23 protein-coding genes are annotated in these 21,558 nt (G+C 65.7%); 11 read left to right on the plus strand and 12 right to left on the minus strand.

Going from position 1 to position 21,558, the window contains the following annotated elements:
* Positions 1-85: 85 nt before the first annotated feature.
* A complete protein-coding gene (locus tag ACFXKN_RS11035; protein ID WP_378953292.1) occupies positions 86-1,234 on the minus strand; it encodes an RNA-guided endonuclease InsQ/TnpB family protein in 1,149 nt (382 codons plus the stop codon).
* Positions 1,235-1,259: 25 nt separating this feature from the next.
* Between ACFXKN_RS11035 and tnpA the strand changes: the two genes are divergently transcribed.
* Both tnpA and ACFXKN_RS11045 read left to right on the plus strand, forming a co-directional pair.
* On the plus strand, positions 1,260-1,706 hold the full coding sequence (tnpA, locus tag ACFXKN_RS11040) for an IS200/IS605 family transposase (RefSeq protein ID WP_378953290.1): 447 nt from the start codon (positions 1,260-1,262) through the stop codon (positions 1,704-1,706).
* Between the two features lie 96 nt (positions 1,707-1,802).
* A complete protein-coding gene (locus tag ACFXKN_RS11045) occupies positions 1,803-2,081 on the plus strand; it encodes a hypothetical protein (protein ID WP_378953288.1) in 279 nt (92 codons plus the stop codon).
* Between the two features lie 47 nt (positions 2,082-2,128).
* On the opposite strand, the gene nrdF is transcribed toward ACFXKN_RS11045, so the two are convergent.
* Positions 2,129-3,091 (minus strand): class 1b ribonucleoside-diphosphate reductase subunit beta, encoded by a 963-nt coding sequence (gene nrdF, locus ACFXKN_RS11050; RefSeq protein ID WP_378953286.1) that lies wholly within the window; start codon positions 3,089-3,091, stop codon positions 2,129-2,131.
* A 379-nt stretch (positions 3,092-3,470) separates the two neighbouring features.
* Here nrdF and ACFXKN_RS11055 point away from each other — a divergent pair, with 379 nt between their 5' ends.
* The 3 genes from ACFXKN_RS11055 to ACFXKN_RS11065 all read left to right on the plus strand — a co-directional run bounded on the left by ACFXKN_RS11055 (position 3,471) and on the right by ACFXKN_RS11065 (position 6,583).
* The gene (locus tag ACFXKN_RS11055) at positions 3,471-4,457 is read left to right on the plus strand and encodes a hypothetical protein (protein WP_379432916.1); all 987 of its coding nucleotides are present in this window, start codon (positions 3,471-3,473) and stop codon (positions 4,455-4,457) included.
* Between the two features lie 20 nt (positions 4,458-4,477).
* On the plus strand, positions 4,478-5,422 hold the full coding sequence (locus ACFXKN_RS11060; RefSeq protein ID WP_379432917.1) for a hypothetical protein: 945 nt from the start codon (positions 4,478-4,480) through the stop codon (positions 5,420-5,422).
* A 180-nt stretch (positions 5,423-5,602) separates the two neighbouring features.
* The gene (locus ACFXKN_RS11065) at positions 5,603-6,583 is read left to right on the plus strand and encodes a peptidase (protein ID WP_378953279.1); all 981 of its coding nucleotides are present in this window, start codon (positions 5,603-5,605) and stop codon (positions 6,581-6,583) included.
* 16 nt (positions 6,584-6,599) lie between these two features.
* Here ACFXKN_RS11065 and mgtE read toward each other — a convergent pair whose 3' ends face one another.
* The gene (gene mgtE, locus ACFXKN_RS11070) at positions 6,600-8,048 is read right to left on the minus strand and encodes a magnesium transporter (RefSeq protein ID WP_378953277.1); all 1,449 of its coding nucleotides are present in this window, start codon (positions 8,046-8,048) and stop codon (positions 6,600-6,602) included.
* Between the two features lie 357 nt (positions 8,049-8,405).
* The gene (locus ACFXKN_RS11075) at positions 8,406-8,981 is read right to left on the minus strand and encodes a TetR/AcrR family transcriptional regulator (protein WP_379432918.1); all 576 of its coding nucleotides are present in this window, start codon (positions 8,979-8,981) and stop codon (positions 8,406-8,408) included.
* Between the two features lie 80 nt (positions 8,982-9,061).
* Here ACFXKN_RS11075 and ACFXKN_RS11080 point away from each other — a divergent pair, with 80 nt between their 5' ends.
* A complete protein-coding gene (locus tag ACFXKN_RS11080; RefSeq protein WP_379432919.1) occupies positions 9,062-9,748 on the plus strand; it encodes a DUF899 family protein in 687 nt (228 codons plus the stop codon).
* On the opposite strand, the gene ACFXKN_RS11085 is transcribed toward ACFXKN_RS11080, so the two are convergent.
* On the minus strand, positions 9,727-10,254 hold the full coding sequence (locus tag ACFXKN_RS11085; protein ID WP_379432920.1) for a hypothetical protein: 528 nt from the start codon (positions 10,252-10,254) through the stop codon (positions 9,727-9,729). The genes ACFXKN_RS11080 and ACFXKN_RS11085 overlap by 22 nt on opposite strands.
* A 188-nt stretch (positions 10,255-10,442) precedes the next feature.
* On the opposite strand from ACFXKN_RS11085, the gene ACFXKN_RS11090 reads away from it, so the two are divergent.
* A complete protein-coding gene (locus ACFXKN_RS11090; protein ID WP_379432921.1) occupies positions 10,443-11,438 on the plus strand; it encodes an LLM class F420-dependent oxidoreductase in 996 nt (331 codons plus the stop codon).
* A gap of 55 nt (positions 11,439-11,493) precedes the next feature.
* Here ACFXKN_RS11090 and ACFXKN_RS11095 read toward each other — a convergent pair whose 3' ends face one another.
* The 3 genes from ACFXKN_RS11095 to pnuC all read right to left on the minus strand — a co-directional run bounded on the left by ACFXKN_RS11095 (position 11,494) and on the right by pnuC (position 13,869).
* A complete protein-coding gene (locus ACFXKN_RS11095) occupies positions 11,494-11,982 on the minus strand; it encodes a DUF3558 family protein (RefSeq protein WP_379432922.1) in 489 nt (162 codons plus the stop codon).
* Between the two features lie 160 nt (positions 11,983-12,142).
* Positions 12,143-13,207: an AAA family ATPase gene (locus tag ACFXKN_RS11100; RefSeq protein ID WP_379432923.1), complete on the minus strand. Its 1,065-nt coding sequence runs from the start codon at positions 13,205-13,207 to the stop codon at positions 12,143-12,145.
* Positions 13,204-13,869 (minus strand): nicotinamide riboside transporter PnuC, encoded by a 666-nt coding sequence (pnuC, locus tag ACFXKN_RS11105; RefSeq protein ID WP_379432924.1) that lies wholly within the window; start codon positions 13,867-13,869, stop codon positions 13,204-13,206. Before pnuC ends, ACFXKN_RS11100 begins: the two co-directional genes overlap by 4 nt.
* A 223-nt stretch (positions 13,870-14,092) precedes the next feature.
* Between pnuC and ACFXKN_RS11110 the strand changes: the two genes are divergently transcribed.
* Together ACFXKN_RS11110 and ACFXKN_RS11115 are read left to right on the plus strand one after the other, a co-directional pair.
* Positions 14,093-15,556: a cellulase family glycosylhydrolase gene (locus tag ACFXKN_RS11110; RefSeq protein ID WP_378953267.1), complete on the plus strand. Its 1,464-nt coding sequence runs from the start codon at positions 14,093-14,095 to the stop codon at positions 15,554-15,556.
* A gap of 79 nt (positions 15,557-15,635) precedes the next feature.
* The gene (locus ACFXKN_RS11115) at positions 15,636-16,088 is read left to right on the plus strand and encodes an RDD family protein (RefSeq protein ID WP_378953265.1); all 453 of its coding nucleotides are present in this window, start codon (positions 15,636-15,638) and stop codon (positions 16,086-16,088) included.
* 50 nt (positions 16,089-16,138) lie between these two features.
* Here ACFXKN_RS11115 and nrdE read toward each other — a convergent pair whose 3' ends face one another.
* The 4 genes from nrdE to ACFXKN_RS11135 all read right to left on the minus strand — a co-directional run bounded on the left by nrdE (position 16,139) and on the right by ACFXKN_RS11135 (position 19,974).
* Positions 16,139-18,244 (minus strand): class 1b ribonucleoside-diphosphate reductase subunit alpha, encoded by a 2,106-nt coding sequence (nrdE, locus tag ACFXKN_RS11120; RefSeq protein WP_378953556.1) that lies wholly within the window; start codon positions 18,242-18,244, stop codon positions 16,139-16,141.
* Between the two features lie 35 nt (positions 18,245-18,279).
* Positions 18,280-18,753 (minus strand): class Ib ribonucleoside-diphosphate reductase assembly flavoprotein NrdI, encoded by a 474-nt coding sequence (gene nrdI / locus ACFXKN_RS11125; protein ID WP_378953263.1) that lies wholly within the window; start codon positions 18,751-18,753, stop codon positions 18,280-18,282.
* A 31-nt stretch (positions 18,754-18,784) separates the two neighbouring features.
* Complete coding sequence (gene nrdH, locus ACFXKN_RS11130) at positions 18,785-19,018, minus strand: glutaredoxin-like protein NrdH (RefSeq protein ID WP_378953261.1); 234 nt, start codon at positions 19,016-19,018, stop codon at positions 18,785-18,787.
* Positions 19,019-19,404: 386 nt separating this feature from the next.
* Positions 19,405-19,974 (minus strand): NAD(P)H-dependent oxidoreductase, encoded by a 570-nt coding sequence (locus ACFXKN_RS11135; protein ID WP_378953259.1) that lies wholly within the window; start codon positions 19,972-19,974, stop codon positions 19,405-19,407.
* 132 nt (positions 19,975-20,106) lie between these two features.
* On the opposite strand from ACFXKN_RS11135, the gene ACFXKN_RS11140 reads away from it, so the two are divergent.
* Both ACFXKN_RS11140 and nadE read left to right on the plus strand, forming a co-directional pair.
* Positions 20,107-20,718 (plus strand): TetR/AcrR family transcriptional regulator, encoded by a 612-nt coding sequence (locus ACFXKN_RS11140; protein ID WP_378953554.1) that lies wholly within the window; start codon positions 20,107-20,109, stop codon positions 20,716-20,718.
* Between the two features lie 6 nt (positions 20,719-20,724).
* A complete protein-coding gene (nadE, locus tag ACFXKN_RS11145) occupies positions 20,725-21,552 on the plus strand; it encodes an ammonia-dependent NAD(+) synthetase (protein ID WP_378953257.1) in 828 nt (275 codons plus the stop codon).
* Positions 21,553-21,558: the final 6 nt, after the last annotated feature.

Raw genomic sequence — 21,558 nt, forward strand, 5'->3', positions numbered from 1 at the left:
ATCCTCCCGGCCCTGAAGGGCCGGGATTCCTCCTGAACCTCGCGGTTCTCCGGCGGGTTCCTGTTTCACAGGGACGTGCCTTCCGCTAGGCGGCAGGACTTACAGCCCCTCCGCAGACGTTTAGCCTCTCCGCCTGTCCGGCGGCGAGGATGTTGATCGCGGCGTTCAGATCGCGATCGTGGACCGCACCACACCCGCACGTCCATTCCCGGACATGCAACGGCTTCTTCTCGCCCACGACTCCACACTCGGAACACAGGCGGGTCGACGGGAACCAGCGATCCACCTTGGCGAACGTCCGCCCGTACCGCGCGGCCTTCTCCTCCAACATGGAAGTGAACATGCCCCACCCGGCATCGTGCACCGACTTCGCCAACCGGGTCCGGGCCAAGCCCTTCACACACAGGTCCTCGACGTAGACCGCTTGGTTGTCGCGGATGATCGTCGTGGACTGTTTGTGCGCCCAATCCCGGCGCGTATCGGCCACCCTCGCATGAGCCTTCGCGACCCGCAGCCGCGCCTTGGCCCGATTCTTCGAGCCTTTGTCCTTGCGGGACAACGACTGCTGCGCCTTCCGCAACCGGCGTTCCGCCTGCCGCAGGAACCTTGGCGAGGTGATCATCTTCCCGTCCGACAGGACCGCGAACGTGGTCAAGCCCAGGTCGATTCCGACCTCGGAATCGACCAGCGCAAGCGGCTGCGCGTCGACCTCGACAACGAACGACGCGAAATAGCGGCCCGCCGCGTCCTTGACGACAGTCACCGACGACGGGTCGGCGGGCAGTTCCCGCGACCACGCGACCTTCAGTTCGCCGATCTTCGCGATATACAGCCGCCGGTTCGGGCGCAGCGAGAAACCGTTGCGGGTGAACCGGATCGCCTGCCGGTTGTCCTTGCGGGACCGAAACCTCGGAGCCGCGACCCTCGCGCCCTTGCGTTTCCCAGTGACGGAGGCGAAGAAGTTGCGGTAGGCGGTGTGCAGGTCGCCCAACGCTTGAACCAGTGCCACCGATGACACTTCGGCGAGCCACGCCCGTTCCGGTGTCCGCTTGGCCTCGGTGATCACCCTGGTTTGCAACGCCGAGTCCTTGATGTACGGGAGCCCTGCGGCGTGAGCATCGCGGCGGGCGCGTAGTGCGTCGTTGTACACCACGCGCGCGCAACCGAACACCCGAGCCAACGAATCCTGTTGGCCCGGCGTCGGATACACGCGATAGTTGTACCGGAGCTGCACAAGATCGAGAGTACCGTATTGGCCTATGATTTCTACTGACGATTATCGGCGTGGCCGCAGCGTTGTTTCCGCCATGCATGTCCACTTGGTCTTCGTCACGAAATATCGGCGCGGGCTGCTCACCGACGACATGCTCACCACCTGCGAGCGGGTAATGCGCGAGGTGTGCACCGACTTCGAAGCGACCCTCGTCGAATTCAACGGCGAAACCGACCATGTGCACCTGCTCGTCGAGTACGCGCCCAAGGTCGCGGTGTCGAGGCTGGTGAACAGCCTCAAGGGGGTGTCGGCTCGCCGCCTTCGTGACGAGTACCGGCACTGGGTGAACCAGCACAGCATGAACGGACACCTGTGGAGTCCCAGTTACCTCGCCGCGTCCTGCGGTGGCGCGCCGATCTCCATCGTGAGGCAGTACATCGAGCAACAGCAACGGCCGCCCCGTGCCCCAGGAAGGCCGAAATTGATGCGCTAACCCAGCCCTGAAGGACCGGGCTCGCGCGCGCCCAAAATCCCCGTTGGCCCGCGCTTTTCGCCGCGCCAGATCCCCGGTGGCGGCGCCGCGGCGCACGTGGCGAAAGGTGTCGCCCAGCTCTGGCCCTACCGCGCCACCGTGCGACTGCACGTGCCCGCCGACTCCGAACAGGCCCGCTCCGCGGCCACCTACGCCACCGTCGAACCGATCGACGCCCACTCCTGCCGCCTAGAGATCGGCGCCGACACCCCCCGCGGACTGACCTTCCTCCTCGGCGCCCTCGACACCGACTTCGACATCGAGCACGGCCCGGAACTGACCGACCATCTACGCCTGATCGCCGCGCGATACACCCGGGCGACCGCCCCGGAGTAGCAGAACGGCGGCGGAATACGCTCCGCCGCCGTTGCCGTCGAGTTCGCTCAGAACTCCCAGTCCGCGTCTTCGGTGTTGATCGCCTTGCCGATGACGTAGCTGGAACCCGAACCCGAGAAGAAGTCGTGGTTCTCGTCGGCGTTGGGCGACAGCGCCGACAGGATCGCCGGGTTCACCTCGCACTCGTCCTTCGGGAACAGACCCTCGTAGCCGAGGTTCATCAGCGCCTTGTTGGCGTTGTAGCGCAGGAACTTCTTGACGTCCTCGGTGAGGCCGACCTCGTCGTAGAGGTCCTGGGTGTAGTCGACCTCGTTGTCGTAGAGCTCGAAGAGCAACTCGAAGGTGTAGTTCTTCAGCTCGTCGCGCTCGGCCTGGGAGACCAGCTCGAGGCCCTTCTGGTACTTGTAGCCGATGTAGTACCCGTGCACGGCCTCGTCGCGAATGATCAGGCGGATCATGTCGGCGGTGTTGGTGAGCTTGGCCCGCGAGGACCAGTGCATCGGCAGGTAGAAGCCGGAGTAGAACAGGAAACTCTCCAGCAGCGTGGAGGCGACCTTGCGCTTGAGCGGGTCGTCGCCGTTGTAGTACGACAGGACGATCTCGGCCTTGCGCTGCAGGTTGCGATTCTCCTCCGACCAGCGGAACGCCTCGTCGATCTCCTTGGTGGAGCACAGGGTGGAGAAGATGGAGCTGTAGCTCTTGGCGTGCACCGACTCCATGAACGCGATGTTGGTGTACACCGCCTGCTCGTGCGGGGTGATCGCATCCGGGATCAGGCTGACCGCGCCGACGGTGCCCTGGATGGTGTCGAGCAGCGTCAGGCCGGTGAAGACCCGCATGGTGAGCTGCTTCTCGTCCGGGGTGAGGGTGTTCCAGGACGGGATGTCGTTGGACACCGGGACCTTCTCGGGCAACCAGAAGTTGCCGGTCAGCCGATCCCAGACCTCGGCATCCTTCTCATCGGGCACCCGATTCCAGTTGATGGCCGACGCCCGATCGATGAGCTTCATTCCGCTTCCACACCTTTCCGCCAGACCTGATGACCCGCACTCGCCGCCGTGCACGAGGCCTTTCACCCAGAACACTACTCGTAGTGGGTGACAACCTCTGGGAGCACTACAGCTTGTGTTGCGGCGCGGAGAACTCGACCTGACCGGCCGAACACCCACACCACCCACGCGGCCACCATTGTGCGGCACGATCGCGCACACACCACCATCGCATCGCCAGTGATTCGCCACATGCGTGTGAGCGGTGGCCGCCGCCGGTGAGGGCGGCCACTACCCGGCACCTCCCCACGTGTGCCGATCCGGCAGACTGGACATTCGATAGGGCTCGATCGCGGGCCGGCGGCAAGCGGGAGTCGTCCCGCGCGAGGGGGAATTATCGATGCTGTTGCGTCGTTACGCGGCGGCCGCCGCGGTCATGATCGGGCTCACTGCCTGCCAGGAGAACCTGCCCAAGCATCGGCCCGCCACACCGATCGAAGCCGCTTCCGCGATGCCCGCGTACTGGAAGACCGCGCCGACCACCGATGAGCAGCGCCTCGAACTGCTGCGACGCCTTCGCGCGATCGACCCGTGCGCGCTCATCCCCCGGACCGACCTGGCGAAACTCGGCACGTTGATCGAGGTCGAGAACGATGGCCCGAACAGGTGCGAAGCGAAGTTCGACTCCACCGAGAGCGGCAAGGGCACCTCGGTCAGTTGGGCGATCGGTGTCGCGCCGAGCGGGTACGGCTGGGGAGAGTCCAAGCGTGAAGAGGTGGACGGCATCACCGTCGGGGTTCTGGGCGATCTCGATAACTCCCCCCTGGTCGAAGGACAGCTGGACCGAAGTTGCGTCGCCACCGTAGCTTTCGCTAATACAGCCACCCTCCCGGTACATGTGCGAACACCACTCGGCACCGAACCGTGCCCGGCCGCGGAGTCCGCGCTGGCCCGCGCGATGGGCGGACTCGCCACCGAACCGCCGCAGGGCACCTCCCCAGATACCCCGCGGACCGCGCTGCAGGGCAAAGACCCGTGCGAGGTCGCCACCGTGCTCAACGCCGCGGTCACGGTTCTCGATCTACGAATGTGGTCGTGCCAGTTCACTTTCCGCGATGCTTCCGTCGATGTGGACTACCGCTATCAAGCCCGAGATATCTCCGCCGTCGGGGAGCCCATCTTCGTCATCAACGGCCACCGAGGCTACGGCTCCAGTTCTAACGCGGGCGAATATGCTTCCTACACCGCCGTTGTCGGCCCAGCGCTGCCGGGACCCGGTTCCACACTCCTCGGGCCGAATGTCCCCGTCGTCCAAGTCTTCGGCAAGGACCGCGCGGCCCTCGAATCCGCCCTTCGCGCAACCGTCGAACTCTTCCCCGCCGCCTGAACCGGACAAGGAGAACCCCTGTGCGCCAGCTGATCCTGCTCGCCGCCGCGGTGCTGACGATGGTCGCCTGCGGGAGCGAATCCGCGCCGGACTCCATGCCCCAAGGTGGATTCTGGTCCACCGCAGCGGTTTCCGATCAGGACAAGCTCGCCGTCCTGCGCAAGGTCAGGGCGATCGATGTGTGCGCGCTGCTCCCGCGCGCGTCGCTCGGCGCCCTCGGCACCGTGCGTGACATCGAGAACGTGCATCCGAATCAGTGCCGGCTCAGCATCGCCGTCGAGGGCCATCTCACCGGGATCGATGCGACCTGGAGTACCGGGGTGATGTTCGAGGGTGAGCCGAGCATGGACGGCCCGGTGGACGAGGAATCGATGGGGGATGTGCGGGCGCTGTTGCATGCCGAGCCCGCGGCGTCGGCCGATCCGCAGGTTCGTGGAGCATGTCAGGCGTGGGCGCGGTTCGTGGCGGGGGCCGATCTGTCGTTGAGTGTGCGGGCACCCCAGGATGCGTGCGTGTCGGCGAAGGCACTGTTGCGGATCGCGTTGACCGAGTGGCGAAACGAGCCGCCGCAGGGTTACTCGCCGGATTCGGATCGGGCAGTGGTCACCGGGGCCGATCCGTGTGCGGTCGCGCCGTTGCTCGGTGTCCGGGTGCCGGTGGCCGATCAGCGCGTCACCACGTGCAAGTTGAGCGTCGACGGGCACGATGCGATCGTCACCTACGACTACAACGAGGAACGCTCGATCATCGACGACACCCCCGCATTCACCGTTGGCACCCGCCAGGTGTACCGGTTCGACACCGCCCAGCCCGAACTGGCGTCGCTGACTGCCGTAGTCGGCCCCGGCCTCGCACCAGGGCCGACCGACGCGCTGCTCGGTCGGCGCGTGCCGACTGTCTCGGTCACGGCCCACTCGGCGATCGCGGAGAAGGTCATGCGCGAAACCCTGCCACTGGTGCGCTGACACCCCGGCGCTGGGCGCTGACACCCCGGCGCTGGTGCGCTGGCACCCCGGCGCTGGTGCGCTGACGACAACGTTCTGAGAACGACCTGGCGTGATGTTTGCGCGAGGGTTGCCGCCACAGGCAGACTCGGTGGGTCGGGCGCGGGTCCGGGCCCGGATCCGCCGAGGACAGGGGTACCGATGTATCGCAGGATGGCGCTGGCCGCTGCCGCGTTGCTCGTGTGCGCCGGATGCGGGAGTGACGACGCGGGCAATCCACCCGATTACGGGAAGTTGCCGCCGCCGCCCGCACCGGTGATTCCCGCCCAGCCCGCCGAGTTCTGGTCGAAGGTCCCCCAGGATGCGAACCAGCGCGCCGAGGTAGCCCAGGCGACACGCCAGATCGATGTCTGCGCGCTGCTCCCCCGCGACACCCTGGCAAAGCTCGGCGAGGTCAAGAGCGTGACCGTCGGCCTGGATTCGTGCCGGGCCATTATCGGCAGTGACAAAGACGGCGCGGATTCCACCTTGACCTGGCACGCCACCCTGCTGAGCAGCCTCGGCGCGAGCGGCAGAGGTGTCACCACGCAGGTCGGCGAGGCGAGCGTACGCACAGTTCCCGACCGCGATACGGGCGAACCACGCGCCTGCGGTGCGACCGCCCGGTTCCCGTCGAGCGCGGCCTTCTACCTCGGCCTTTCCACACCGGGCAAGAACCCGTGCACGGTCGCCGGCGAACTGATGCCCGGCATGATCGAACGCTGGCTTCAGTCACCGAAACAGGGCACCTCCCCCGATACCGCACCGACCGTGCTGCTCGGCGCCGATCCGTGCACGGTCCGCGGCAAGCTGGCAGGCGCCGTCCCCGACGACGAACAGCGGCTCACCCAGTGCCTGTTCGGTTATCGCGGCGAGAAGATCACCGTGAGCTACGAGTACCGCGTGCCCGACTATCTGGCCGCCAACAGCACCGAGGACAAGATCGACGGCCGCACCGTGCACCGTTCGGTCTCGGTCTACGACAGCTCGATCCCGATCTACACCGCGGCCGTCGGCCCGGAACTGCCCGCCGAATCCACCGCGTTCGGCAGGCGCATCCCGGTTGTCGAGGTGGTCGCCGCCACCGACGACGTCGCCAAGGACGTCATGGCACAGGCGCTCACGCTCTTCCCAGCGCGTTAGATCCCCAGCACCAGCTTCAGATCCCCAGCACCAGCTTCGCGGTGGTGAAGTAGATGATCAGCCCGGTCGCATCGACCAGCGTGGTCACCATCGGCGCCGACACGACCGCGGGGTCGATGCGGAACTTCTTGGCCAGCAACGGCATCGTGCCGCCGATGGTCGCCGCCCAGCCGCAGATGACCACCAAGGTGATGGCCACGACAATGGCGATCCTCGGGCCGACGAACACCGTGCCGATCAGCAGCCCGGCGGCTGCCAGCATGCTGCCGAGCACCAGCCCCACCCGGCATTCGCGCCAGATCACCTTGAACAGATCCGAGACGCGCACCTCGCCGACCGCCAGCGCTCGCACGCATGCCGTCGCGGCCTGCGCACCGGCGTTGCCGCCCGCCCCGATCAGCAACGGGATGAACAGCGCCAGGCTCGCCGCCTGCTCGAGTGTCGTGGCGAACATGTCGGTGACACTTACCGTCAGGGTGGCCGCGAACAACAGCAGCGTCAACCACAGCGCCCGGTAGCGCGCCAGCTGGAACACCTTGGCGGCCATGTAGTGGCCCTCCCACGGCGCCGAACCAGCCTGCTTGGCGACGTCCTCACTGTCGGCGGCCTCGAGCACCTCCATCGCGTCGTCGATGGTGAGCAGCCCGACCACCCGGTCCTCGCTGTCGACGACCACCAGGTTGATGAGGTTGGTGGAACTCATCAGCCGGGCGGCCTTCTCCGCGGAATCGGTGGCCCGCACGAACGGCGGTTCGGTGACGACGAGTTCGGACACCATCGCGTCCGGCGAATGCAGCACCAGCTCACGCAGTTCGACGATGCCGGTGAGGCGGCGGCCGCGGTCGACCACGGGCAGCGTGTAGACAGTTTCGGCGTTGCTGCCCTTGGCGCGCACACAACCCAGCGCCTGGGCGACGGTCAGATTGTCCGGCAGCGCAACAACTTCCGGTGTCATGTACAGCCCGACCGAGCCCTCGGGGTAGCCGAGCAGCGTGGCCGTCATCCGGCGCTCGCGCGGGCTCAGCCCGGCGAGTACCTTCTTGGCGACCTTGGCGGGTGCTTCGTGCAGCATGCGGGCGCGGTCGTCGGGGTCCATCGCCTCGACGAGATCGCGAAAGCTCTTCTCGCGCAGGCCCTGCAGGATCTGCTGCTGGTCCACCGGCTCGAGCTCTTCGAACACGCTGAGGGCGCGCTCCTTGTCGAGCAGCCGGAACACGACACCGGCTTGCACGGCGTCCATGCGGGCCAGCGCGTCGGCGATGACGTGCGGCGGACGGTTGTCGAGCCAGTCGAGACCGCCACAGACCCGGTGGGTCTCGACGATGTCGCGCACCGATTCGGACAGGATTTCGAGCGCCTCGGTGACCGCGTGATCTTCGACGGTGGTCCGGCGCGGCGAAACCACCTCGGGCACAACGGTTTCGGTGGGTACATGACGGGTAGTGACGAGATCGACGTTCGACATGATCGAGTCCTCTGGCGTTACAGCGCACACGCCTGCGGCACAGCTACAGGATGTGCGAAAAGTGGAACGAGTGACGGTGGTTCACACCGCGGGGCGTCCACCGCCGAGGCCGACACGCACAGACCGGACCGAGCAGGTCAGGATTTGCAGTGCGAAGACGAAGGGGCGACGCCGCGCGGCCTTCGACTGGGAGGTTCGTTGCGCATGGCAACCCCACCTCCTCGCAGTCGCCGCGGGTATTCGCTCCGCGGATCGCTTGGAGTACCCACCCGGGCACACCCTTCCACCTATGAGAATACATGCGGAGCCCACCCGTTTCACCTCGAGCTTGCGTACCACTGGTCACAGTGGCGTCGATCACACCGCCGGCGGCAGTCCGGCGATGACGGTGTCGACGGCCTGCTCGGCAAGAGGCCACAGCTGCGCACGGTCCAGATGCCGCAACGGCCCGCGCAACGCCAGTTCCGCGAATCCGTGCACGGTGGACCAGCAACTCCAGGTCGCACCCGGACGCGCCGCGGGAGCGAGGTCGCCGACGTGCACCATCATGTCGAGCGCGTCGGCGAGGGCGAGGTAGGCGGGCGAGTCGACGACCGAATCGGGCGAGGTGTCACCGGCGCCGAAGAACGCGACCGCGAACCAGCCCGGCTCGAGCAGGGCGAAGCCGATATAGCCGAGGCCGACCGCGCGCAGGCTCGCACGCGGCGCCGCCGGGCTGCGCTCCATCCCCTCGGCCATCCGGGACTCGATCGCGGCCGAGACCGCGCGCAGCAGAGCTTGCCGGTCGGGAAAGTGCCGGTAGGCGGCGTTCGGCGTGACGCCGACCCGGCGGGTGACTTCGCGGATCGTCAGCGCGTCGGGGCCACCGGATCTGGTGAGTTCCAGCCCGGCCTCGACCAATGCCGCCGCGAGGTCACCATGGTGATAGGCCAACCCTTGAACTCCCTTTCGATGAAGTATACGGTGTGAACATATCAAATGTGCACACCGTATACATCGAAGGGTGGCCCATCATGACCGCATTGCCCACCATCGTCGATCGCGACGCCTGGCAGGCCGAACTCGATCAGCTCAGGATCCGGGAGAAGGCGGCGACGCGTGAACTCGACGCCGTCGCCGCCCAGCGGCGGCGCCTGCCCGCCGTCCGCCTGCCCGGCTACACGCTGAAAGCCGAAGACGGCAGCGATGTTTCGCTCGCCGACATCTTCGACGGACACTCGCAGCTGATCACCTATCACCACATGTGGACGCCGGGGAACACCTGGCAGTGTGGCGGCTGCACCGGCCTCACCGCGCAGTACGCACGGCTGGATTTCCTCGACGGCTACGACGCGCGATTCGTCATCGTGACGCAGGGGCCGATGGACGAGGTACTCGCCTACAAGAAGCGCGTCGGCAACACGATGACCTGGTTTTCGACCGCGGACAGTCCGTTCGGCACCGACATGGGCGCCGGCCCCGGCGAGGGCTTCGCCGTGAACACCTTCCTGCGCGACGGAGACACCGTCTACCGCAGCTGGCACACCGCCGGCCGTGGCACCGAGCAACTCGCCTACAGCTTCGGCCTCATCGACGCGCTGCCCTACGGGCGTCAGGAGGAATGGCAGGACAGCCCCGAGGGCTGGCCGCAGTCGCCGACCTACAGCGGCTGGCCGAGCAGCAAGGACATCGCCGCCTCCTACGGCGACCCGAGCGCCTGACCTGCGAGATCCGCACCGACCGCACGCTCGACCGCACGCCAGTCGGGCGTGTGGGTCACCCAATCGGGGACCTGCCCGGTCTGCGCGCCGAACAGATACAGCCGTGGCACCAGATCGCGCAGGATCCTGTGCACATCGAGCCGGTCGTCGATCATGTGGGTGATGCCGAGTTCAGCGCAGTGCGGTGCCTTGCCGCCGCGAGTTCGACAGAAGCGCAAGTGTTCTCGCGGAATGCCGGTGCGGGCGGCGAAGTCGTGGTGGTCGAGCCATTGCCTGGTGCGTTGCTCGATCCGCGGGCCGCATTTCGAGATCACCCAGGCGTTGCCGTCGAAGCGGTTAACCAGCCGGTTGAGCACTTCGAACGCGGCGGGGCTGGGCGGGGTGCGCATTGCTTCGTCGAAGCCGCCGGTAAGGAATACGGTGTCCGCGGCGCCCGGTGTGAGCGCGGCCCCCTGGATCACTCGGCCGAAGTCGACGCCGAGGCGGGGTGGAGAAATATTGTTCATACAGCTGCCAGCATGCCCGGGTTTTCCCCGCGTGCCAAGCGAATTTCGATGCATAACGGCCGGTCCAGGGTTCAGCGCGGTGCGCGCACAATAGTTGCCTGAGCGCGGAGAAGTGGAACAGTGGATCTCGACAGCCGCGGCGTGTGGCGCCGCTCGAGTTCCACCCTTCTCACTCCAGGAGAAAACCTGTGCGCTTCGGCATCTTCGTTCCCCAGGGCTGGCGGCTGGATCTGGTCGGTATCGAACCGGCCGATCAGTGGTCGGTGATGCGCGAGCTGGCCCAGCGGTTCGACGCGGGCACCGACTGGGAGTCGATCTGGGTTTACGACCACTTCCACACCACGCCCGTTCCCACCGACGAGGCGACCCATGAGGCGTGGTCGTTGATGGCGGCGTTCGCGGCCACCACGTCGCGCGTGCGGCTGGGCCAGATGTGTACCGCCGTGAGCTACCGCAACCCTGCCTATCTCGCCAAGGTGGCCGCCACCGTCGACCTCATCTCGGGCGGTCGGGTGGAGATGGGCATCGGCGGTGGCTGGTACGAACACGAGTGGCGCGCTTACGGTTACGGCTTCCCGTCCGCCGGTGAGCGGCTTGGCCGCCTGGACGAAGGCGTGCAGATCTTCCGCCAGGCGTGGCAGACCGGCCGGGCGACGCTAGACGGCAAGTACTACCAGGTCGACGACGCCATCGTGCACCCACGACCGTTGCAGGAGAACGGGATTCCGATCTGGATCGCCGGTGGCGGCGAGAAGAAGACCCTCCGCATCGCCGCCCGATACGCCGACTACACCAACTTCAGCGGCAATCCCGAAGAGTTCACCCGCAAGTCCGACATCCTGCGCAGGCACTGCTCCGAGGTCGGCACAGACTTTTCGGCGATCACCCGCAGCTCCAACTTCAATGCCATCGTCGCTACCACCGAAACCGAAGTACAAGAACGCCTTTCGGCCGTCATCGACCGTTTCACGCCCTTCCTCGGCGCCGATGAGGCGAAATCCTATGTGCACGAACAATTCGCGACCAGCGCAGCCGTCGGCACCCCCGAACAGATCATCGAACGCCTCACCGAGGTAAAGAATCTCGGCCTCACCTACGCCATCCTCAACTTCCCAGAAGCGGCCTACGACACCTCCGGCATCGAACTGTTCGAACGCGAGGTGATCCCGGCATTGGCACCCTGAACCCCGTCGTCACCGAATAGCACTCAGGAGTGACGGGCGGTCGCGGTTCGCCGGCCTACGCGGGAAAGGTCGGGACGATCGATTCGCCCATGTGGCGCAGGGTGGCGCAGGCGTCGGTGGTCGGCTGGGTGGGGTTGTTCGCTACGACCATGCGGATTACACCTTGGGCTGCGGAGAAGAGAATGTCGCAGGAGGTAGGGGTGTCACCGAGTCGGCGGCCGGTGCGGCCCGCGACGGTGTCGTCGGTGAATGATGTTGCGCCTGATTCGTTTTCGAATTCCTCGAGGGTTCGCGAGGTCGAGAACACCCTCAGGTGGGCAGTGGCGCCGGTCCACGCGCAAGTCTGCCAGCCCGCGGATGCCGCACCGGCCGCCACCTTCGTCGCAGGGTCGACACCGGCCTTCCGCAGTGCGTCCGCGGCAACCCCGGTGCACGGCTCGAACAACGCCGTCGTTTCCGCGGACCCGGGCTCCTCGCTCGAACATCCGACGAGCGCCGCCAGCGCCAATCCTCCGGTCGCTACCACCATGAGCGCGCGCTTCATCCGTTCCCTCTCACCGTGCATCGCACAACGCGGCCACGCTAACAAGGCTCGCAACATCGCTGCGCCATCGCTCGACAAGACCTGGGCCGATCACCACCGGTACGCATTCGCGCTGTGACGAACCCGCACCGGGTGCTCCGTCTTGCGCGCTGTCAGCGAACTAGGTGCACGCCCGTTCACTTGCGGCGCGTTCCGGCAGCGGGTCCGCGATGGCCCAGCCTTCGGCCAGCAGCTCGTCGACAGCGGCGACAGCGGTGGCGAGGCGTTGCTCGTGCGGACCGGTCAGCATCGTGAATCGCCTTCCGGTGCGAGTGAGTTCGTCGCGAAAACGCTCGGTCATCCACGGCCGTAGGTGTTCACCGTCGCGCAAACCGTCGTCTTCGAACGCGACGCCGACATGGTCGGTGAGCAACCACAGGTGCTGGCGGTGCTCGGCGACGATGCCGGGATGGGCGAAGCCGAGGTAGCGCTCGTGCCAGATGGTCGTGGCGAAGGCATCCGTATCGCAGACGAGTACCGGCCCCGTTTCGCGGGCCGCGCGATCCTCGACTGCTTGCTGGTGCGCGGCGATCAGCGGGAATTCCGGCGAAGTGAACTCGACGTCGGACCAGTGCCCACCCGGACCGAGGGCGGCCAGCTTTCGTTCGCTGTATTCGCGGCCGTACTCGGGGACGTAGCGGGCGCCGTAGTGCGCGGCGAGCGCCTCGGCCATGGTCGTCGTTCCTGTCGATTCCGCACCGAGCACCACCACCCGCTTGGTCATCGCGGCACGGACCGGCGGGGAGAGGAAGTCCCAGTGCGCGAGCGGGTTCCGGCGGATCTCGGTCGCCGAGATCGGGTGGCGCAGCCGCCGCGGGTCGACGCAGATCGCGTCGGCGCCGAAGCGTCGGCCCAGCTCCTCCCCGTAAGTCTCCGAGGTGAAGACCGCGTCGACGGGGTCGGGAACAGCAGCGAAGAACACCGCCATGTGGGCGTCCCAGATCGCGGGGTCGCTGATGTCCATCGGTACATCGTCAACGGCGCCGACGACGGAAATCCTTGGCTGCGAATGCATTTCGCGCATCCACTCCACCCGGTCGGCGAGTGGAATCGACTCCACCGAGGAGGCACAGACCAGCACGGTCAACCGATTGCAGCGGGCGGCAGCGGTGCGGACCAAGTGGTGATGTCCGGCATGCGGTGGATAGAACTTGCCGAGAACCAGCCCGTGCCCATACCGCGTCATGCCGCGACCACCACCGGCGCCTCGACCACATCACGGCGCCACGCGATCAAACCCCGAACACACAGCGCGAGGAATCCGAGGTACAACAGCGCCGTCAGGAACAGCCCCTTGTAGGCATAGAGCGGGATGTAGACGATGTCGGCCGCGATCCACAGCCACCACGACTCCAGCCGTTTGCGGCACTGCCCATAGGTCGCCATCAGCGACAGCGCGGTGGTCAGCGCATCCCAGAACGGCACGGTGGACTCGGTGGCGGTATCGAGCAGCACGGTGATCGCGGCAGTACCGAGCACCCCGCACGCCGCGAGCACCAGCCATTCGACCCGCGTCGTCCGACATACGGGCAGTGGCTGGGTGCGCGAGGACCCGTGCACCCACGTCCACCACCCGTATCCGGCCAGCGCGATGAACACCACCTGCAACCCCGCATCGGCGAAAAGCCCTGCCTGGGTGAACAAGAGAATGAAGAACACATTGTTGGCGATGCCGATCGGCCAGTTCGCGATGTGCTGGCGAGCGACCAACCACACGCACAGCGCCCCACTGCCGAAACCGAGCACCTCGGTCCAGCTCACCGCCGTCCCCAGCAGCGTGAACAACGGCTGCTGCAGTGCGGCAATCAGATCCAGCGGATTCATCTCCCCCACCTCACTATTAGTCATCTCGACCATAATTGATCCCAAGCCTACCGCAAGACGCCCTCCGCGCCGAACTCTTCGAACATGAAGTGATCCAGCCCCCTTCGAGACTGTGGCCTTGACCACAGTGTCGAACTCCGGCTATGTTCTCTCGCCAACAGACTTGGACATTCGTTCAGTTGATCGAGTGTCCGCCTGGGGATCGAGGACGTAGATGTTGAGGACGATGAGGCGACCGGTGCGCTGGATGACGGCACTCGCACTCGCGGCCGGGCTGGCCGTGAGCAGTGCCCCGGTGACCGCCGATCCAGCAGTGCCGCTGACACCGTTGCGGGCGCAGGGATCCGCGTTGATCGACGGCTACGGACGCACAGTCCTGCTGCACGGCGTGAACACCGTCGACAAGGACGCGCCATATCTGCAACCCGATGACGGCTTCACTCTCACCGATGCGTCGGCGGCGATGTTGGCTCGGCACGGGTTCTCAACCGTGCGGCTCGGGGTGTCGTTCGACGGCTTGATGCCGACGGAGGGCCTCGTCGACACCGCCTATCTGGATCGGGTCGAGAATGTGGTGGATACCCTTGCCGCGCACGGGATCTACACCTTGCTCGACAATCATCAGGACGGATTGTCGAAGATCTGGGACGGCAACGGCTTTCCCGAGTGGGCGATCCGGGCCCGGCCTGCCGAGGGCGAGCCGAATCCCGGGTTCCCGCTGTTCTATCTGATGCCGAGCATGAACGTTGGATGGGACGAGGTGTGGAACAACACCTATGGGGTGCTGAATCATCTCGGGGTGGCGCTCGGCGCGCTCGCCGAGCGAATGAACGGGCGAGCGAGCGTGCTCGGGATCGAGTTGCTCAACGAACCGTGGCCCGGCTCACCGTTTCTCACCTGCTATCCGAACGGTTGTCCCGAATTCGACGTGAAATACCAACGGGCGCTGCAACAGCTGACCGATGCGGTCCGGGCGCGCAACGCCACGGTGCCCGTGTTCTGGGAACCGAATGTCACCTGGAACGAGTCGATGCCGAGCCACCTGGGCAAGAATCCACCGATCACCAGCCCGAATATCGTGTTCTCCCCGCACGACTACTGCATCCCCAGTCAGCTCGCGATCTACCTCGGCCTGCCCGAGGAACTGCGCGCGCTGTGCCCCGCGCAGCAGGACCTGACCTGGTCGAACATCGATTCGTTCGCCGATCGCACCGACATTCCCACCATGGTCACCGAATTCGGCGACGGTGATCCGACGGTATTGCGCAACACCACCATTCGGGCCGATGAACGGTTCATCGGCTGGCACTACTGGCACTACCGCTCCGGCGACGGGGATCCCTTCCGCGGTGACCTCGGCCGCGAACTGGTCCGCACCTATCCACGGGCGACAGCAGGTACGCCGGACAGCATGGTCTTCGATTCCGGCACAGGCGATTTCGCCTATCGCTACCGTCCACATCCAGCCTCCGCGCCGACCGAGATCTACGTCTCGGACCTGTTCCATCCGGACGACTACGAGGTGAAAGTCACCGGCGGACAGGTCACCTCGTCACCTGGCGCGCGCATCGTCACCGTGGAAGCCGACGGCACCGACCCGGTCACCGTCCGCATCCACCGCCCCGGTTCGGCAGGCGCCAACCTGCCCGCCGGCGGTGGCACCGGATCAGCTTCCGGATTCCCGTGGCTGTCTTCCGGTTCCGCGGGCTGACGATCACCGAAAGCCGGTGATCAGGTCGGCAAGGTCGGCACCGGGTGCTTGTTAAGCGGTGTCGACCACTCTGAGCCACATGAGCTACGCAGCACCGCCCCGGCACACGGCAAGGAAGAGCGGATACGAGCGCGGCGCCGACGAGCGACCGAGGTCGGTCGCACCCGAAACGCGGAACTCGCAGCACTCGAAGGACGAATTCCCGCTCACCGGACGCACTTCCAGCGGCGACGAGACCGGCGTGATCCCCGCGTTCCTCATCGACATGGCGCTGCACGCCGCGATCGGCGCCACCGCCTGGTACGTCGCGCCCGGCACGACAGCCGTCCTGTACGGCATCATCGCCTGGCTCGGCGTGTCCTTCCTGCACCGCACGGTCGTCCAACGACTCACCGGGACGACGGTCGGCAAGTGTTCCTACGGCCTCCGCCTGCGCTACGCCGACGGCACCTATCCGTCGTTCTGGCAGCTGACCGGCCAGTGGTTCCGCGGCGGCTGGTCCTGCTTCGACCTCTTCGGCAGTGCCCCGTGATGCGAAAGGGGCGGCCCCCTACGGAGACCGCCCCAAATCGTTAGCTCAGCTCACAACATGCAGCTGACGCAACCCTCCACCTCAGTCCCCTCGAGTGCCATCTGGCGCAAGCGGATGTAGTAGAGCGTCTTGATGCCCTTGCGCCATGCGTAGATCTGCGCCTTGTTCAGGTCGCGAGTGGTGGCGGTGTCCTTGAAGAACAGTGTCAGCGACAGGCCCTGGTCCACGTGCTGGGTGGCCGCGGCGTAGGTGTCGATGATCTTCTCGTAGCCGATTTCGTAGGCGTCGTCGTAGTACTCGAGATTGTCGTTGTCCAGGTAAGGGGCCGGGTAGTAGACGCGGCCGATCTTGCCTTCCTTGCGGATCTCGATCTTCGACGCCACCGGGTGGATCGAGCTGGTGGAGTGGTTGATGTAGGAGATCGAACCCGTCGGCGGGACGGCCTGCAGGTTCTGGTTGTAGATGCCGTATTCCTGCACCGAGGCCTTCAGCAGACGCCAGTCGTCCTGGGTGGGGATGCGCACGCCGGCCTCGGCGAACATCTGAGCCACCTTGTCGGTCTTGGGCTCCCACGCCTGATCGGTGTACTTGTCGAAGTACTCACCGCTGGCGTACTTGGAGTCGGCGAACCCACCGAAGGCGCTACCGCGCTCCTTGGCGATCAGGTTCGAGGACCGAATCGCGTGGTAGACAACGGTATAGAAGTAGATGTTGGTGAAATCCACACCTTCTTCGGAGCCGTAGTGGACCCGCTCACGCGCCAGATACCCGTGCAGGTTCATCTGACCGAGGCCGATGGCGTGGGACTCGTTGTTGCCCTGCTCGATCGAGGGCACCGAGTAGATGTGGGTCTGATCCGACACCGCGGTCAGCGCGCGAATCGAGGTCTCGATGGTCTGACCGAAGTCGGGCGAGTCCATTGCCTTGGCGATATTGAGCGAGCCGAGGTTGCAGGAGATGTCCTTGCCGACCTTCGAGTAGGACAGGTCGTCGTTGAACTCCGAGGGGGTGGAGACCTGCAGGATCTCCGAGCACAGGTTCGAGTGGGTGATCTTGCCCTTGATCGGGTTGGCCCGGTTCACCGTGTCCTCGAACATGATGTAGGGGTAGCCCGACTCGAACTGCAGCTCGGCGATGGTCTGGAAGAACTCGCGCGCCTTGATCTTCGACTTGCGGATGCGCTTGTCGTCGACCATCTCGTAGTACTTCTCGGTGACGTCGACATCGGCGAACGGCTTGCCGTAGATGCGCTCGACGTCGTACGGCGAGAACAGGTACATGTCCTCGTTCTTCTTCGCCAGCTCGAAGGTGATGTCGGGGATCACCACACCCAGCGAGAGCGTCTTGATACGGATCTTCTCGTCGGCGTTCTCGCGCTTGGTGTCGAGGAAGCGGTAGATGTCGGGGTGGTGGGCGTGCAGGTACACCGCGCCCGCGCCCTGACGCGCGCCCAGCTGGTTGGCGTAGGAGAACGAGTCCTCCAGCAGCTTCATGATCGGAATGACACCCGAGCTCTGGTTCTCGATCTTCTTGATCGGGGCACCGTGCTCACGAATGTTGCTGAGCAGCAAGGCGACACCGCCGCCGCGCTTGGACAGCTGCAGCGCGGAGTTGATGGAGCGCCCGATGGACTCCATGTTGTCCTCGATGCGCAGCAGGAAGCAGGACACGGGCTCGCCGCGCTGCTTCTTGCCGGAGTTGAGGAAGGTGGGGGTGGCGGGCTGGAAGCGGCCGTCGATGATCTCGTCGACCAGGTTGCGCGCGAGCACCTCGTCGCCGGCGGCCAGCGTCAGCGCGACCATGCAGACGCGGTCCTCGAACCGCTCCAGGTAGCGCTTACCGTCGAAGGTCTTGAGCGTGTACGAGGTGTAGTACTTGAACGCGCCGAGGAAGGTCGGGAACCGGAACTTCTTGGCGTACGCCTGCTGGAACAGCTGCTTGACGAAGGGGCGACCGTACTGGTCGAGCACCTCGGTCTCGTAGTAGTTCTCCTTGACCAGGTAGTCCAGCTTCTCGTCCAGGTTGTGGAAGAAGACGGTGTTCTGGTTCACGTGCTGCAGGAAGTACTGGTGTGCGGCCTCGCGATCCTTGTCGAACTGGATCTCACCATTGGGGCCGTACAGGTTCAGCATGGCGTTGAGGGCGTGGAAGTCCATGACCTCGCCGGTCTCGCCGCGCACCGCCGACTGCTCTAGGCGTGCTGACTTGCCTGCCGGTGCTGTGGTTGCTGTTGCCAAAACAATCCCAATCCCTCTCGGACGCGCGCGACGTCCTCAGCGGTTCCCATGAGTTCGAAGCGATACAGATACGGCACCCCGCATTTTTGCGAGATGATGTCTCCTGCAACGCAATAGGTATCGCCGAAGTTCGTGTTTCCGGCCGCGATCACCCCGCGCAGCAACGCGCGGTTGTGTGGGTCGTTGAGGAACTTGGCGACTTGCCGTGGAACGAGGTCCTTGTCGGGACGTTGTCCGCCCATGACGTGCCGACCACCACCATAGGTGGGGGTGATCAGCACGTAGGGTTCGTCGATCCGCGGCGATTCAGCGGTGGTATGTAGTGGAAGTCGAGTTGCCGGGAGACCGAGCTTCTCGACGAAACGATGGGTGTTCTCCGAAGCGCTGGAGAAGTAGACCAGCCCGCCCGGAGTCATCTGCTCGGGCATGGCGCCTCCTTACCGGCGAACCGGCGCGAACTCAGGCAGCCGCGACGGCGAGCGACTTGATGCGGTCGGGACGGAAGCCCGACCAGTGATCCTCACCCGCGACGACGACCGGCGCCTGCAGGTAGCCCAGCGCCATGACGAAGTCACGCGCCTCGTCGTTCTCCGAGATGTCGATGATGTCGTAGTCGACGCCGACCTTGTCGAGAGCCTTGTAGGTGGCGTTGCACTGCACGCAAGCGGGCTTGGTGTACACGGTGATGGTCATGATGGAAGTCCCTCTCTCCTATGCCTGATCCACAGCCTGTGATCCGTATGCAAACCACGATCGGGTGATGCTGCGCAAACTCCTGGATCTGACGAAGAAAGCCCTGCTCGAAACCCCTTCCCTTGGGCCCGATCAGTGGTGGCTCCACACCGTCTTCCAGTACGACAGACACTACACCTAGTGTCCGACAGATGGGAACAACACAAGGTGTTGCGAGTCGCACGGATGTAATTCCCACGCGGTAAGTCCCAGGACGGGCCACCAGCCAGCAGGGAAAACAGTGGTTCAGATCACGATTTCATGTACCGGCGAGTCTTCAGCAAACTCGGTGGACACCCAAAAGGCGCCGCATCCATCACGGATGCGGCGCCTGCCGAACGACCAGCTTACGCCGAGATCAACGTGCCGTTCACCGCGGCGACCAACTGGTGCACGGTCGCGCCGAGCTGGGTCAGCGCCTCGGCATCCTCGGCCGGATGAGTCTGCGCGAAACGCTCGCCGATGGTCGCGAACTGCGCGTGCGCCGACTCGACGACGACGCCGCCCGCCACGCCGACGGACTTGACGGTGTCGCCGTGCGCCCACGCCGCGGCGTTCGGGCTGATCGAGGCGCTCACCACGGCGACCGGCTTACCCTTGATCGCGCCGGCGCCATACGGGCGCGAGGCCCAGTCGATGGCGTTCTTCAGCACGGCGGGCAGGGTGCCGTTGTATTCGGGGGTGACCAGCAGAACGGCGTCGGCCGCGGCGACGGCGGCACGCAGCGCCTCGGCCTGCGCGGGCACCGCGCCGGGCACGTCCAGGTCTTCGTTGTAGAACGGGATCTCGCCGAGACCCTCGTAGATGGCGATATCGACACCGGCGGGCGCGGTCTGCGCGGCGGCCTCGGCCAGGCGGCGATTGATGGAGCCCGCGCGCAGGCTTCCGACGAGAGTAAGGATGCGGGTCTCGCTCATGGCAACTCCTGGTGTACTCAGTGGAATGATCCAAGTTTCATCCGACATTAACCGGACCTCAGTCCGATTACTTCCCGCGGAGGATGTGTGAGCGCCGTGAGCTATGGCACACCCAGGTCCGACGAGCCGCCCCTGCTCGGCATCGGGCGGCCACTGCCCGGTAGCGCGGAGCCGGTCGAACGTGCCGACGCCGCCCGCAATCGCGCGCTGCTGCTCGACGCGGCCCAGCGATTGGTGCGCGAGCACGGCGTCGACGGTCTCACAATGGACGCGCTCGCCAAGCGCGCGGGTGTCGGCAAGGGCACGGTCTTTCGCCGATTCGGCAATCGCACCGGGTTGATGCTGGCCCTGTTGGATCACTCCGAGCAGAAGTTCCAGGCTGCGTTCATGTTCGGGCCCGCACCGCTGGGTCCCACGGCGAAACCGGCCGAACGGCTGATCGCGTTCGGGCGCACCCGGCTGCTCGATATCGAGGTCGAGGGCGATCTGCACCAGGCCGCGGAGAAGAACGGGCGCTTCGGCGACGGACCGTATGCCCTGCACAAGGCGCACGTCACGCTGCTACTGCGCGCGGCCGGGGTCGACGGTGAAGTCCCGCTGATCGCCGACACCCTGCTGTCCACACTGTCGGCGGCCCTGGTCATCCACCAGGTCGAGGTGCTCGGCTACACGCGCGAGCAGATCGGCGACAACTGGGAATGGCTCGTTCGCCGGGTCATTTCCCCTGCACCGCAAGTAGAGTGAGACGCCATGGGGACACTGCGTGAACAGATCATTGCCGAATTGGGTGTGCTGCCCGAGATCGAGCCGAAGAAGGAGGTCCGGCGGCGCGTCGACTTCCTGAAGGACTACCTGGCCACCACCCCGGCCAAGGGGTTCGCCCTGGGAATCAGTGGCGGGCAGGACAGCGCGCTGGCCGGTCGGCTGTGCCAGCTGGCCGTCGAGGAGCTGCGTGCCGACGGTGTCGAGGCGAAGTTCCTGGCGGTGCGGTTGCCCTACGGCGTACAGGCCGACGAGCACGACGCGCAGATCGCACTGAACTTCGTCGACCCCGATCGCACGGTCGTGGTGAACATTCGCCCCAGCGCCGACGCGGTGGGCATCGAGGTCGCGGGCGCGCTCGATCACGAGCGGTTGCGCGACTTCGTACGCGGCAACATCAAGGCGCGTGAGCGGATGGTCGCCCAGTACGCCCTCGCGGGCCAGGAAAGCCTGCTGGTGGTCGGCACCGATCACGCGGCCGAAGCGGTCACCGGGTTCTTCACCAAGTTCGGTGACGGCGGTGTCGACCTGACGCCCCTCACCGGTCTCACCAAGCGCCAGGGCGCGGCCCTGCTGCAAGAACTCGGCGCCCCGTCGAGCATCTGGTCCAAGGTCCCCACCGCCGACCTCGAGGACGACCGTCCCGCCCTGCCCGATGAGGAAGCCCTCGGCCTGCGCTACAGCGAGCTCGACGACTACCTCGAAGGCAAGAACGTCACCCCCGAGGTGGCCGCACGCGTGGAGTCGATCTTCACCAACACCCGCCACAAGCGCACCGTCCCGGTAACCCCTCTCGACACCTGGTGGCGCCAGTAGGTGTTG

Origin of the sequence: Nocardia sp. NPDC059195 (genome assembly GCF_042754695.1) — a bacterium.
In the GTDB taxonomy this organism is placed as follows: Bacteria; Actinomycetota; Actinomycetes; order Mycobacteriales; family Mycobacteriaceae; genus Nocardia.